At 56.1% G+C, this 13,744-nt stretch carries 13 protein-coding genes; 3 read left to right on the top strand and 10 right to left on the bottom strand.

What is annotated here, in order from left to right:
* The first annotated feature begins 154 nt into the window (after positions 1 to 154).
* Positions 155 to 667, top strand: a complete 513-nt coding sequence (locus tag AB1L30_RS09660) for a hypothetical protein (protein ID WP_367013205.1) — start codon at positions 155 to 157, stop codon at positions 665 to 667.
* On the opposite strand, the gene AB1L30_RS09655 is transcribed toward AB1L30_RS09660, so the two are convergent.
* Entirely contained in the window at positions 664 to 2,889 is a 2,226-nt protein-coding gene (locus tag AB1L30_RS09655) for a glycoside hydrolase family 5 protein (RefSeq protein WP_367013204.1), read from the bottom strand. The two genes, AB1L30_RS09660 and AB1L30_RS09655, sit on opposite strands and share 4 nt — an antisense overlap.
* Before the next feature lie 102 nt (positions 2,890 to 2,991).
* Positions 2,992 to 3,966, bottom strand: coding sequence for an FAD-dependent oxidoreductase (locus tag AB1L30_RS09650; protein WP_367013203.1), 975 nt, complete (start codon positions 3,964 to 3,966; stop codon positions 2,992 to 2,994).
* 291 nt (positions 3,967 to 4,257) lie between these two features.
* Between AB1L30_RS09650 and AB1L30_RS09645 the strand changes: the two genes are divergently transcribed.
* A complete protein-coding gene (locus tag AB1L30_RS09645) occupies positions 4,258 to 5,028 on the top strand; it encodes a DUF4261 domain-containing protein (protein WP_367013202.1) in 771 nt (256 codons plus the stop codon).
* Here AB1L30_RS09645 and xerC read toward each other — a convergent pair.
* The 4 genes from xerC to bshB1 all read right to left on the bottom strand — a co-directional run bounded on the left by xerC (position 5,025) and on the right by bshB1 (position 8,152).
* A complete protein-coding gene (gene xerC / locus AB1L30_RS09640) occupies positions 5,025 to 5,963 on the bottom strand; it encodes a tyrosine recombinase XerC (RefSeq protein WP_367013201.1) in 939 nt (312 codons plus the stop codon). The two genes, AB1L30_RS09645 and xerC, sit on opposite strands and share 4 nt — an antisense overlap.
* A gap of 18 nt (positions 5,964 to 5,981) precedes the next feature.
* Positions 5,982 to 6,287, bottom strand: a complete 306-nt coding sequence (locus tag AB1L30_RS09635; RefSeq protein ID WP_367013200.1) for a hypothetical protein — start codon at positions 6,285 to 6,287, stop codon at positions 5,982 to 5,984.
* 49 nt (positions 6,288 to 6,336) lie between these two features.
* The gene (locus AB1L30_RS09630; protein WP_367013199.1) at positions 6,337 to 7,248 is read right to left on the bottom strand and encodes a hypothetical protein; all 912 of its coding nucleotides are present in this window, start codon (positions 7,246 to 7,248) and stop codon (positions 6,337 to 6,339) included.
* Between the two features lie 199 nt (positions 7,249 to 7,447).
* Positions 7,448 to 8,152 (bottom strand): bacillithiol biosynthesis deacetylase BshB1, encoded by a 705-nt coding sequence (bshB1, locus tag AB1L30_RS09625; RefSeq protein ID WP_367013198.1) that lies wholly within the window; start codon positions 8,150 to 8,152, stop codon positions 7,448 to 7,450.
* Between the two features lie 84 nt (positions 8,153 to 8,236).
* Between bshB1 and AB1L30_RS09620 the strand changes: the two genes are divergently transcribed.
* Positions 8,237 to 8,509, top strand: a complete 273-nt coding sequence (locus AB1L30_RS09620; protein ID WP_367013197.1) for a hypothetical protein — start codon at positions 8,237 to 8,239, stop codon at positions 8,507 to 8,509.
* Between the two features lie 42 nt (positions 8,510 to 8,551).
* Here AB1L30_RS09620 and AB1L30_RS09615 read toward each other — a convergent pair whose 3' ends face one another.
* The 4 genes from AB1L30_RS09615 to rplT form a co-directional block, all read right to left on the bottom strand.
* Positions 8,552 to 10,072: a carboxypeptidase M32 gene (locus tag AB1L30_RS09615; protein WP_367013196.1), complete on the bottom strand. Its 1,521-nt coding sequence runs from the start codon at positions 10,070 to 10,072 to the stop codon at positions 8,552 to 8,554.
* A 63-nt stretch (positions 10,073 to 10,135) separates the two neighbouring features.
* The gene (gene pheT / locus AB1L30_RS09610) at positions 10,136 to 12,151 is read right to left on the bottom strand and encodes a phenylalanine--tRNA ligase subunit beta (RefSeq protein WP_367013195.1); all 2,016 of its coding nucleotides are present in this window, start codon (positions 12,149 to 12,151) and stop codon (positions 10,136 to 10,138) included.
* A gap of 75 nt (positions 12,152 to 12,226) precedes the next feature.
* Positions 12,227 to 13,258, bottom strand: a complete 1,032-nt coding sequence (gene pheS, locus AB1L30_RS09605) for a phenylalanine--tRNA ligase subunit alpha (RefSeq protein WP_345091931.1) — start codon at positions 13,256 to 13,258, stop codon at positions 12,227 to 12,229.
* Positions 13,259 to 13,368: 110 nt separating this feature from the next.
* A complete protein-coding gene (gene rplT, locus AB1L30_RS09600) occupies positions 13,369 to 13,725 on the bottom strand; it encodes a 50S ribosomal protein L20 (RefSeq protein WP_105355659.1) in 357 nt (118 codons plus the stop codon).
* Positions 13,726 to 13,744 lie beyond the last annotated feature (19 nt).

Raw genomic sequence — 13,744 nt, 5'->3', positions numbered from 1 at the left:
TCAACTTACCGGGTTTCCCAGGGGGAGGGAAAGGGCTCGCCGCCGGTTTCACGAATTACTCCCCGAAATGGTTGCCTTCGTGAAAGTTAAACGGTCCAACACTTAGAAGAAATCGCAGTTCACAGCATGAATCGAAGGGAAAACGGTAACAAGCGTGGTCATTGCCTACGGTAATTTTGGTGCGGGAATCCTTTTCCTGCTGATCCTGTTTGCCGTGGGCATGGCGACGCTGTTGTGGTGCCTGATGTGGGCCTGTTTCGGGTTCCGGGCGAGAGTGCCACAGTCGTTCCAAGGAGGAGCCAAGCGGGTGCGGAGCGGAGCCATCGCTAGTCTAATGCTGGCTCTTGCTACCATGGTCGCTTTTCCACCGATGCGGTCCGCTGGTATCTGGGAAGGCTACGTCGCAGGGCGTTCGGCGACGTCGGTTCGATACGAGGCGGATCGAAACTACTTTGGCTATATTCCCCAGTATCGCCCGTTCTCGGAATTGAACCGAACGACGCTCGAGCCCAGCAACGTCCATAATTGGATCGGTTTCGAGACCGGGCGACTCCGACTGAAAGGACGAACGCTCCGAGTCGATTTGCTGGCGGCCAGCGTGCAGTTGTTGGTTCTGCTGATGGTGGCCGCCCCATTTTTGCTGGCAAAGGACCGCAAGGAAGTTTAGCGAGTTCGCTTGAGCTCGAACTGCTTCCCTTCTAAGGCTTCCTTGGCGAACTTACCCCAGAAAGGCGTTGGCGTATACTTCCAGTCCGAGATCATCACCGGCGTTGCTCGCGGATGAAAGCACCAACCGGTCCAGTGAATGTGGTGCTTCTGAATGAAGCCCAGCATGTCAGGCACCCACGTGTAAGGGCTTTCCTGATCAGCGGCCGGGATGAAGTCCATCTTGTTGATGTCGGCACCTACTTCGCCCAGAAAGATCGGATGCTTGGCAGCGGTTGGTAGAACCTTCTTCTCCCAGTCGGTATGCCAGTTGTAGGTGTGCCACGAGTACATGATGCCGTTACCGCTGGGGTCTTCCAGGGCGTAACCTTCGGCGATGCCGGTCAGGTCGTTGCACCAGAAAACACCCCCGGCAATGACGATGTTCTTTGCACCAGTCGATCGGACCGCATCGACCATGGCTTGCATGCCGATTGATTCAAATCCCTGGTTCGCCTTCTTCTCGGCATCGTCCAAAAACGCCGATTCGTCGTTGCCATTCTTCGTGCCGACAAAGCCACCGTTTCGCCAGACTTCCCACGAAATGCCATGCGGCTCGTTCAACAGATCGAACAAGACGGCCGGGTGATTCTTATAAACCTTCGCACAGTCTTTCCAGAAATCAGCGTGCTCTTGCTTAGGGGCACGGTAGCGATGCAGGTCAAGCACCACGTACGCGCCGCGATTGGCAGCCAGATTCACGATGCGATCGATTGTTTCGCGATACTCTTTGCCGCCATCTTTTTGATAGGGACTTTTGCCGTACCAGAACTCATCTTTGATTGGGACGCGGACACAGTTGGCATGCCACTCGTCAATCGCCACGACCGCGGACTTGATTGGCTGCTTATCCTGGGGCAAGGTTTCCAGGCCGCCAGCGTTGACTCCTTGCAACCAGACATCGTTTCCGTCGGTATCTTGTACGCGGTTACCAACCACCTTCAGCATCTTCGGCCACTTGGCACGGTTCGGTTCTTCCACCGGGACGTTTCGCATCTGGGCTTCTTCTTCGCGAAGCTTGGCCGCCGCAAACAGTGGAGTGGGGTCGGCCGGACGAAGTGCGATGTCATCGAGGTCGAGCGTTCCAGACTTCACCTGAAACAAACTCGGCATGACGATCAAAGTCAAGGCATCTTCCGGGACCAGAAAGGTCTTCGACTTCTCGACCCAGTCATTGCTGTTGCGACTGGTGTAAGGAGGGGCAGGCTTGCCAGAGAGCTTCTTGCCATCGATCCCTTGAAATTCGAGCATGATACGAGCATCGAACCACGGCATCTCGCCTGTCTTGAGATTCGAGATCCGTTGTTTCCAGATCAGCTCGAGTGCCTGCGTGCCTTCGGGGATGTCGTAGGTGCGGTAAAGCATTGCCAGCTTGCCAGGCTCTTGCGACTCGATCCGCAGGAAGGTGTTGTCCGCTTCGCTCTCCCAACGAACCGCCCCAGACATCTTGCCCCAGTGCAGCGGCAAGTCCCCCTTCTTTTCCTCGAACGAACCGTTGAGGATCAGCGAGCCGGTTTCATCGAGTGTCTTCTGAGCCTTGGCCCGACGCTTGGCGGCATCGGCTGTTTGTTTCGCAAGGCGTTCCTTATTACGTTGATCCATCTCTTCGCGAAGCGGGGCCGGGTCGACCGATTGCAACGAGATGTCGTCGAGATCGAAGGTGCCTGACTCGACCTGAAACAGTGCTGGCATGAACTGAAGCCAGTAGGCACCTGGCGGAACCAGGAACTCGACCTGCCGTTCTTCCCAGCCATCGGTGTCTTTCCCGGTGGCGGCAGGCTTCGGAGCAGGCTTCAATTTCTGGTGTTGGTCGTCGACGAATTCGAGCATGATGCGAGCATCAAACCAGGAGTTCTTTCCCTTCTTCAGATCGCTGACCCGCTGTTTCCAAGAGAGACGCAGAGCTTCGGTACCTGGGGGAAGCTTCAGCTCTTGATACATCATGACCATCTGGCCCGGTTCAGGACTCTTCAGGCGAATGAAGTGGTTGCCTGCTTCGCTCTCCCAGCTTCCACCTGATTTGACTTGTCCCCAGTCTGCTGGCCAGGTCGAATCGGCGTTGGGAGTTTCCAGATTGCCGTTTGGTGCCAATTCAGCCTCCGCCGCGGCGAGCAACGGCGATGCAGCAGCAAAGATCAGAAAGAAAACAATCAGGGCGGGGGCGATCAGGGGGCGGAGCAACATGGGCCTCGAAATTCTCTGTTCAGGAGGAGTTATCGGGGGATCGAATGGGGGCTAACTTCATTATGACCCCACGTCCTGAAATGGTTACGAAATCGACCGGAATTATTCGAGAAGTTGCGCAGCCAGCGAATGACCACTGAATAAGGCCCCTTCCACCCGGGCACCAGAGCACCAATCGCCGCAAATTCCCAGACGAATGGTGGGGTCCCAAAGGTAAGAGCTGTCGAGCGGTTCGACAGGGGCACTGTACCGCCACCGGTGACTGGCGGCGTAAATCGGTTCAGGCAGGTTCGTACCAGTAGCTCCTGCAAAAGCCTCAAGCAGACATGGGGTGATCTCCTCTGGCCGGCACTCCAGGTTTTCTCGCGACCACGATCCCGAGGCATGCAGCACCCAGCACTCGTGTTCCGCATTTCGGCCAGGCTTGCTGTTATTGCGGCAGATCCAGCGCAAAGGGTTTTCGTGAACGAAGGCGGCGTCGAAGTCGACATCGATTCGACTTGGGAAATAGACGAGCGTCGCCCAACAAGGATCGAACTGCTGATCGACTAATGTTCCGCTGAAGGGACTGGTCGCTCCCAAGATCGCATTGGTCTGCTCTGGCGGCGCTGTGCAAACCAGCACATCGAACGGACCAAATGTTTCGCCATCGGTCGAAGTCAGTACCCAACCGGAAGAAGCATGGCGTGCTGATTCAATGCGGGTGTTCAGCCGAATATCGAGCGAGTCCGCCAGGTACTTGCCGAGAGCATTCATTGCAGGAACTGCGACGTAGCGCGAGGTTGGTTCTACTTCGGGTAACTCATTTGGCCGAAGAACAACGACCTTGCCATCCCATGGGGCAACGATGCCTGCGGATAACCACCTCTGCAGGTGCTGCTCAATGGGTTGGCTGCGAATGGTAAAGTACTGGGCCCCGTGATCGAAGGCGATGTCATGTTCGGGAACCCGTCGCGTGGCCATACGACCAGACACACCGCGAGCCTTCTCGAAAAGCGTAATGTCAAACTCGTGCGCGAGTTCACGGGCACACATCAAACTGGAAACGCCAGCACCGATGATTGCTACTGTTTGCATAATAAAAAGCCAGTTAACCGTTATGAATAGCGCAGGAACTCGTTAGGACCTGAGAGCATGTCGAGGGAAGGAAACGAAAACCATGCAAATTGAAAACATGCCGAAATTGCGTTGTCAAGAATGTAGTTGAGAACCTTTCTTGACCGCTCACAATTTTAGGTTGCTCCGTTGATATTTTCATTGGTTTCGCAATTGTCAGCGTTTAGAATCCAAAGCAGCGTCCTCCCCAATGAGTTCATGATTCGCGGTTATTAGCCAGAGAGGAAGGTGCTTGTGGGAGTCTCACTTTCAATGATCGCATTGAATCGCGGTTCCAAAGTTGCATGGAAGGCGTTTCGCGAAAACCTTGCGGAATCGTGGCCCATATTGCCGGCCCCGACGGATGTCCGAAAGGAAGAGAACACTCTTTCTTTCGACCTGGGGCAGATGAGCATCGCCATGGGAATGATGCCTGGACCGATACCAGAAGATAGCTGGGCACCACCGGAACGTCAGACTTGGATCTGGCCTGAAGCGGTGGAGCAACTGCAAGAACATCGTTCCCATCTGATTGTAACCGTCGTCGGAGACGTCGCGCCACTGCTGCAGGCGCAATTATTGACGATGGTCACCGCATCGCTGCTGGCAACCTGTGGTCAGCCGGCGGGTGTGCTGTGGGGAGAGTCTGGCTTAATGGTTTCGCCAGAGCTGTTCCACGACATCGCTATCGAATCCCTGCCAGCGGAAGTTCCACTTTGTTTGTGGGTCGCCGTTTATCTTGGAAAGAACGATGACGGCACGACGGTCGGTTTTACACGCGGGCTGCAGTCGCTTGATGTGATGGACTTCGTTACCGAGAACGCGACCGACCAGCCTGGCGATTTGTGCGAGCGGTTTTATGGGCTGGCCGACTACTTGATTGCCAATGGTCCCGTGATTGGCGATGGGCATACGATCGGCGAAGATGACGACGAGCGTATCAAGATCACCTATTGCAGTTCCCCGTTCGGGCATGAACATCAGGTCATGCGACTCGACTTCGCACCGCAAGCAGGCCAGCCCCGTTTCGGCCTGCAGTACTAAGCCTTCGCTCGCGGATGAGCTTTCTCGTACACGCCTTTCAGCGTGGCGGTGCTTAGGTGGGTATAGATCTGCGTCGTCACCAGGCTCTTGTGCCCCAGCAGTTCCTGCACGCTACGAATGTCGGCACCGGCATCGAGCAGATGGGTGGCAAAGCTATGGCGTAGCGTGTGCGGACTCGTTCGCAGATCGAGCCCGGTTTCTTTCAGATATTTTTCGAGCATCCGTCCGACGCTACGCGTGGTGATGCGGTTTCCGAACTTGTTCAAGAAGATCGGACGCTCGGTGAGTTTTTCGCTCTTAGGGCTCAGCCGACGAATATTCATCCAATTGGAAATGGCGTCGAGCGCATACGAGCCAAGCGGAGCAAGTCGTTCTTTGCGACCCTTTCCACGAACGCGAACCAGGCCATCGTGCATGTCGAGATCGTTCTCGTTGATCCCGACCAGTTCGCTCACACGCAGTCCGGCACTGTAGGTCGTTTCAAGCATCGCCCGATCGCGGATGCCAGCGGCATCGGCCCGGGATGGAGCGTTGAGCAGCGTGCCTATTTCAGTCGTGGTTAGAAAGTGCGGAAGCTTCTGGCTCTTGCGAGGGTTTCGCAGCGGCTTGGCCGGGTTCTTGTCGACCAGTTGCTGCCGCTGGGCAAACTTGAAGAAGCTTCGCATCGAGGCGAGTCGGCGAGCCACGGTACTGCCGGAGTAGCCTGCTTCGGTGACAGCGGACACGTACCCCCGCAGATCGAGGGTCGTGATTTCATCGGGCGAAGGCTCCAGGGCGAAGCTTTCTTCCAGATAGCCCGCCAAGGCGTCGAGATCTTCGCCATAGCTTTTGATGGTCAGATCGGATGCATTGCGTTCGACCTGGAGATAGCGAAGGAAGCTATCAATGACCGTTCGCAGACCCTGGGTGGATGAACTGAAGGCTCGATCGATCACCCTGCTGGCTCCGCCTGGTTAGCTGAACTCGTCGAAGTCGAGATGGTCGGCGTCGAGGCTTCCGATATCAATCGGCCCGTTAGCGGGGAACTCGAAGCGTGGCTTCACGGATGCATCGCTATCGACCGGTGCGTTTTGATCGGCCGCTTGAGCGCGAATTTTTTGGCTAAGCACTGCGGCGTCGTACCAGGTGAAGCTCAGCTCCGGATTACTCGCGTATCGGCCCAGCGTGCGGAGGGCTTCGGCCCGTCGCTGATCGCTGAACAAAAATACGTAGCGTTCTTCACCCTTGACCAGTGCTAGTACGTTGATCTCTTCCGTCACGTGAGGCAGCCTCCCAGACAATTCCAAAACTCATCCGTGGTAAAGAACGTTATCGGCTTTCGCCCCACCGGATCGCCAGTTGAGATTCACCGGCACCGCCACGAAGAGAGAGCATTTCTGTGATATGCGAGTAGCAACAGAAACGAATGAAATCGTTGCTACGATCGAGAAAACCCTGCCAACCCCCATTACGCGCATCGTCGAGAAAAAAGTAATACTGCTCGGCACGTTCTGTGAAGTCGGAATCATTTTCGCTATAGCTTCGAATCTGCGAGATGATCGGGCTGTCCTGCGCCATCATCATCGGGCGATTCGCTTTCGGTGCATCGGGGATGAAGCCGCTTGGATCGGGCCAGTCTGGTGGCAAACCATCGGAGTCAACACGGGCGTTTTTCTCGGGAGTTTCGCCGAAATCAGGCTGAACAGGCGTTTGTGTTTCGAGCTGGGCTCGTGCCAGTGCGAACTCTGCTTCCCACAAGTGCGACTCTGGAATGAACTCTTCATCCGCGGTGCCCCACGGCAGTCCATAGCCAGGCGGAATTGGATGGAAACCAGGGTTCGTCGCGTACCAGTTGACGGCGAGCGTCATTCGCTTGGGATAGTAAGGCGAGTAGTCGGTAACCGAACCCACCACGATGGCGTCGACACCCAGCATTTTTCCGAGTGCTCGCAGTTGTTCGATATCGGTGCCATTGTTGCCGCTTGCTTGCATCGCCCGCATCGTCACACCAATCGGTACGACTTCAAAGCCGCGGATGGTTTGCAGTTCGCCGTAGTAGGCCAACGTCACGTCATCCATATCGAGCGTAGGGATGTCGCTCTGGTTATTGAATGGAATCACCGCGACCCGTGCCAATTGCGGGAACGGGTTGTGAAAGATCGGCTTCTCGCGCATCTCGGGGATGGCGGCGCAGCCGCTGCACAACAGAGTTAAACAGGCGATGACAAACCAGTAGCGCACGAAAATGACAATCGTAGCAATTCAGGTAGCCCCCCCGAGCTGCTTGGTGCGCCAAACGAATCTTTCGCGGCGCACTTTGTCCGATGGGTCAGTCATCGGCCTGGCGAAGAAGATCGCTTCAGAGGAATCGTGCCGATTTCGCGATTTGGATAAACTTTGCGGCCGCTAGCAATGCTGCTAAAGTGCTACTGTCAGGCGATCAAACCAGCGAACCCATGCTGCTTAGTCCGATTGGCTCGCGCGAGGTGAACGGTTCGCCGTAACGAGTTCCGATCACTTTGCCCCAGTACGAGGCCTCGTCGTGAAGCTTATCGAGGAAGGTGGGATACTCGGTGGGCCGACCTTCGATGAATTGACTGTGATAGCATCGAATCGACGCCAGCTTCTCTTCCCAGTGCTCGCTGATGTCGAGCACAAATGCCGGCTGGGCTGCCATTTTTAAATGAACACAGTAGTAGTTGTAGATACGCTGCGGGTGAAATGGCTCGCCGGGCATCTCGGTCTTGCTGAGCTTCGACCAGAAGCGGGCCGCGTCGACAAGTTGCGTCGCTGCCAAATGATCGGGATGGGCATCTTCCCAGTAAGGTGCAAACAGCCAATTCGGCCGCAGCAAGCGAAAGACCGATGCCAGCTTCTCGCGGGCAGCTAGCGTAGGCTCAAGGCTTCGATTCGGCAGGCCCAGGTTATCTCGCCAGTCGACTTTCAAGATGTCGGTGGCAGCGGCTGTCTCGGCAGCTCGTTTCTCGAGACTACCGTAGGGCGTGGGCTCGCCGGACGTCAGATCGAGAATGCCGACCTTCTTCCCTTCCGCTTTGAATTTCAGAATCGCGCCTCCCATGCCAAGTTCGGCGTCGTCGGGATGGGGGGCGATCACCAAGATATCAAGCGGAGTGGGCGTTTTCATTTGCTCTAGTACCGACATTGAATTTCAGGTATTTAGCGACGTGATTCGACTCTCATTTTCTTGGTCCCGGCTTGAACTCCGCTGATGTCCACCCGCACAACAATTGCTTTGCTGATCTTGCTTTTGGTTGCCCCTGGTTGTCGTACCTGGGGATGGGGACGTCATCGGGAAGAGCCAGAACCTAGTCATCATGTCGTCGACAACTTCTCTGATACGAAGCCAAAGGCAGAGGATGAAGAGGAAGACGACATGACCGATACCGGATCGTTCGCCAAGAAGAACGGCCGAAGCACCGACCTGGGGTCAGGGTGGTCGGATCGTTCTCGTGAAATCGAACGTAGTCTGGGGTATCGCTAAGATCGAGCGAGCCGCCGGGGCGACTCGCTATCGAGACCTTCTTTAATGTTCGATGCCGTAAAGCGGCCCAAGTTTCGAACGCAGATAGCGAATCAGCGGAGCCGAGTCGATCGGATCGCCGCAAACACGTTCCACCAATTGATCGCCGGGGTAGCACTGTCCCAGTTGATGGACGTTCTCTCGCAGCCAATCCAGCAGTGGCATGAACTCGCCCGACGCGAACATGGCATCGAGATCGCCCAGGTCTTCGCGCGCTTGTTCGATCAATTGCGCCGAGTAGATGTTGCCGAGGCTGTAGGTGGGGAAGTACCCCATCAGTCCAGCGCTCCAGTGGACATCCTGCAGGCAGCCATCGGCATCGCTCGTGGGCGTGATCCCCAACTGCTGGGTGTACTTCTCATTCCAGGCGCCCGGCAGGTCTTTGACTTGCAGGTCGCCGGACAGCAGAGCTTGTTCCAACTCGAAGCGAATGATGATGTGCAAGTTGTACGTTGCTTCATCTGCTTCCACGCGAATTAACGAAGGCGTAACTTCGTTGATGGCGAAATGGAAGTCGCCGATCGGGACATCGGACAACGCCTCAGGGAACAGCTTCTTCGCTTCAGGATAGAAATGACTCCAGAAGGCATAGCTGCGGCCAACGATGTTTTCCCACAGACGGGACTGCGACTCATGCACGCCGAGCGAAGCCGCCGCACCTGGTGGCAGGCCGAACCATTGATGCGGCAGGCCTTGTTCGTAGATGCCGTGGCCAGCTTCGTGCAGGGTCGAGAAAAATGCTGACGGGAAGAAGTTCTCGTCGTAACGCGTCGTGATACGAATGTCGTAGGGGCCGATGGTCGTACAGAACGGATGATGCGTCACGTCGAGTCGACCAGCCGAGAAGTCGAAACCGATCTTGGATGCGGCGGACATGCCAAGCTGTTCCTGCTGAGCGAGCGGATAGTTTCGCTTCAGCACTTCCATGTTCGGAACGCGGCCACTGTCTTTGATCTCTGCGACCAGAGGCACCAATTGATCTTTCAGTGTTTTCAGGACCTGACGAACCTGAGCGGTCTTGGCTTCTGGTTCGTAGAAGTCGAGCAGGGCGTCGTATTGTTCCCCTTCGTAGCCAATTGCTTCGGCCATTTCGCGGCTGAGGCTCACCAGTTTGTCGAGGATCGGCTCAAACGTAGCGAACTTATCCTCGGCTCGTGCTTTGACCCAGGTTTGCTGTCCGATGATCCGCGAGTGGCTGAACTCCTCCACCAGTCGCTTCGGCAACTTCACCTGCTTCAAGTAGTCACGCTTGAGGCGACGAATGGTGGCCTCGGCAGGGCTGTTGGCTTCTTCGGTGAGAGGGGAATCATGAAGTTGTTCCAGCCAATCACCGACCCTGGGATCGGTATTGCGATCGTGAATGATCCCCGACAGAAGGGTGACCTGATCAGCACGATAGGCTCCGGCATTTTCTGGCAGCAGAACCCGTTCGTCCCAGCCCAACAACGCGCTGATGTTTTCCAGCTTGGCCGTTTCTCGATAGTGGTCGCAAAGTTGATCGAAGATTTGTTGGTGGTCGGCCATAGGTCTCGCTAATCAGAGAAAGGAATTGCGGTTGTTGATCGAGTGGGCCTGCCATCGGCCAAACTAAGCTAGTAGCTTGGCTCCCGTTTCCTTACCACAGGCAGCCAGGATTTGCGAAATCGTGGCGTCGGCTTCTTCGCCGGTCAGGGTACGATCGTAAGCTTGCAGCGTGATCGTGAAGAGGACACGTTTCTTGCCAGGACCATCCTTCTTCGGATCGCGGAAGATCTCTTGGAAAGTGACCTCTTGAACCAGTTCACCACCAGCCGTCGTGCTGATATCTTGCAGACGCGACCAGCTGACTTCTTCGTCGACGACCAGGTTCAAGTCGCGATTCATGGCTGGATGCGTGCTGAACTCTTGATGTTGTGGAATGAGCACGGCTAATTTCATCAACGCTGTCAGATCGAGTTCGGCAACGGTCGCCTTCTGCTGCAGACCGAACGCCTTGCTGGCCGACTTGCTGACCAGGCCCAGATAACCGAGCGTGGTGCCATTGATGGTCAGGTGACTCCCCTGCCCTTCTTCGAACAACGGGTCGGTGTACGGAATGGTTGTGATCATCGCTCGCGGATTGAGTGAAACAACCAATGCTTCGACGACCCCCTTCAGTTCGTAGAAGCCACGCCCGCTGGTAATACCCACCATGTAGCGTTCGTCTGGCAAAGCCTTCGACTTCGGCAGATAGACCTTGGCGATCTCATACAGATCGATTTCGGGATAGCTGAACTTTTCGTTGTTGCGACGTGCCCCGAGCAAGCTTGGGATCAGGCTCACTCGCAGACGATCTTCCCCCTTCACCATCGGCATGCTGGTGGTCAACGGTTCCGAGAGCGACCAACCCTGGAACGCCTTCGACCAGACATCGCTCACGATACTGCGGGTCAAGGTCTCGTCGAAGCCCATGCCGAGCATCGCCGTGCGAACCTTATTGCGAATCCGATCGAGATCGCTCTGGTGCGAGGCACTCAGCGAAACGCCCGCTCGTTCAGGAATCTTGTCGTAGCCATGGATACGGGCGACTTCTTCGATCAGATCGACTTCACGATCAAGGTCGCGTCGCCAACTGGCTGGGGTAATCGTGATCGAGCCGGCCGACTGGTCGACGACTTCATTCCCCAGTTTTTCGAGGATGCGATGCACTTCCGCTTCGGGAACTTCGATACCCAGGATGCGGGGCAACTGCGATAGCCGAAGCGTCACGCTCGAGCGAGAATGTGGCTGCGAACCAGCGTAGACTCGGCCTTCGCACACTTCGCCGCCAGCGGTTTCCACAATCAGTTCACAGCAGCGACGGCTTGCCCAATCGATCATTTCTGGATCGACGCCACGTTCAAAGCGGTACGACGAATCGCTCTTCAGCTTTAACCGACGCGAGGTTGTGCGGACTGGAAGCGCCGCGAACTGGGCCGCTTCGATTAACAGGTCGGTCGTTAAATCGCTGACTTCGGTTTCTTTGCCACCCATCACGCCGGCCAGGGCAATTACCCCACGGCCATCGGCAATGACGTAGTCGTCCGAACTGAGAAGGTACTCGCGATGGTCGATCGCCATGAACTTCTCTTCGGCGGCAGCCTTCCGCACCGAGATGACGTCCCCTTCGATCTTTGCCAGATCGAAGGCGTGCAGCGGCTGACCAATTTCCATCAGTACATAATTGGTCACGTCGACCACATTGTTGATCGATGGGAGGCCGATCGTGTTCAAACGATTGGTGAGCCAGGCCGGGCTGGCACCGACCGTGACGCCGGTGATGCTGCGGGCAATGTAACGCGGACAGAACTTCTCGTCTTCGATCTGAACGATCTTTGAACAGGCTCCTCCTGTCGAGATATCCGAGATATCCGCCGCCGGAACCTTCAGGTCGAGATCGAACAGCACACCCACTTCGCGGGCGATGCCCACGTGACCGAGCCAGTCGGGACGGTTGCTGGTGACTTCCAGATCGAGGCAGCGATCGTTATTAACCGTCGAAGCGCCGTCGAAGTTCAACCCGGCCAGGGTCAAACGATCGCAGACTTCCGCTTCGCTGATGTTCAGGTCGAGGTACTGCTTCAGCCAATCCCAGGAAACGAGCATGATTCAATTATTCTGTGCGAGTACGTGGATTCGGATTTCGTAACGATGCAAAGGGAAGCGACGTGGCAATGCGGTTTAGAACTGTGCCAGGAACTTCGTATTGCTGTCGTACAAGTAGCGAATGTCGTTGATGCCATGGCGACGCATGCAAAGCCGTTCGACACCCAGCCCGAAGGCAAACCCGGTTACTTCTTCGGGATCGTAGCCAACCGCTTTGAGGACGTTCGGGTCGACCATGCCGGCTCCGCCGAACTCAAGCCAGGTATCTTGCCAACGCATGTCGACTTCCACGCTCGGTTCGGTGAACGGGAAGAACGAAGGACGGAAGCGAATCTCGACGTCGCCACCAAGGTAGCTCGAAGCGAACAATCGCAGCACGTATTTCAGGTCGGCCATGGTCACGTTGGTATCGACCAGCAGGCCTTCGATCTGATGGAACATGGCATAGTGCGTGGCGTCGATTTCGTCAGGACGATAAACGCGTCCGAGCGAAACGATGCGGATCGGAGGCTTGGTATTCTCCATCACGCGGATCTGCACGGTCGAGGTCTGGCTTCGCAGCAGTTGGTTGCCACCTCCGGTGCCAGCCGCGGCAACGTTCAGGTAGAAGTTGTCCAGCGGATCGCGGGCAGGGTGTTCGAGCGGAATGTTGAGCGCTTCGAAGTTGTGCCAGTCGTCTTCGATTTCAGGGCCTTCCACAGCCGAGAAACCGAGTCGGCCCATGATGTCTTTCAGCTCGTCGATCGTCTGGGTGATCGGGTGAATATGCCCCAGGCGCGGCCGCTTGCCAGGCAGGGTCACGTCAATCGCTTCCGACTTCCCCTTACTGCTGCTGCCACCGGTGATGGTGTCGGCGGCCGATTGGAAGAGCTCTTCCAGGCGGGTCTTCACTTCATTGAAGCGTTTGCCGGCGACTGGCTTGTCTTCTTTCGAGACCTTGCCGAGCCCCTTCTGCGCTTCTTTGAGCTTTCCGCTCTTCGCCCCGAGGTACTCGACGCGGGTGTCTTCCAGAATCTGGGAGTCGACCTGTTTGATGGCTTCTTCGAAGCGATGCGAAGCGGCTTCGACCAGATCGTCCAACTGTTTGATGAAATCGTTGAGTGACATGATGCCTGTTGATTACGTGCGTTCATGAAACAAGCCGCCGAGTTAATACTCGGCGGCTTGTATTATTGCATCTGGGTTGCGGGCTGCCCATCCACGGTGGGCAAGCCGACTTAGGCGGCGAGGGCAGCCTTGACTTCTTCGGTCACCGCATCGAACGCGCCTGGATCGTGAATCGCCATTTCGGACAGAACCTTGCGATCCAGGGTGATGCCAGCCTTCTTCAGGCCGTTGATGAATTCGCTGTAACGCAGACCGCGTTCGCGAGCAGCTGCATTGAGACGGATAATCCAAAGCTTGCGGAATTCACGCTTACGGACCTTACGGTCGCGATAAGCATAGACGCCGGCTCGGACCAGCGTTTCCTTGACGGTACGCAGCAAATTGCCACGACCACCGCGATTACCACGTGCCTTCTTAAAAAGACGCTTCTTGGAACGGTGGCGAGCCTTGCCGTAAGTAGTTCTCATCGTATTACCTTAAACCTTC

It is taken from the genome of Bremerella sp. JC817 (assembly GCF_040718835.1).
GTDB lineage: Bacteria > Planctomycetota > Planctomycetia > Pirellulales > Pirellulaceae > Bremerella.
The sequence above is the reverse complement of the archived record's forward strand: the minus strand, read 5'-3'. Positions and strand labels throughout refer to the sequence as shown.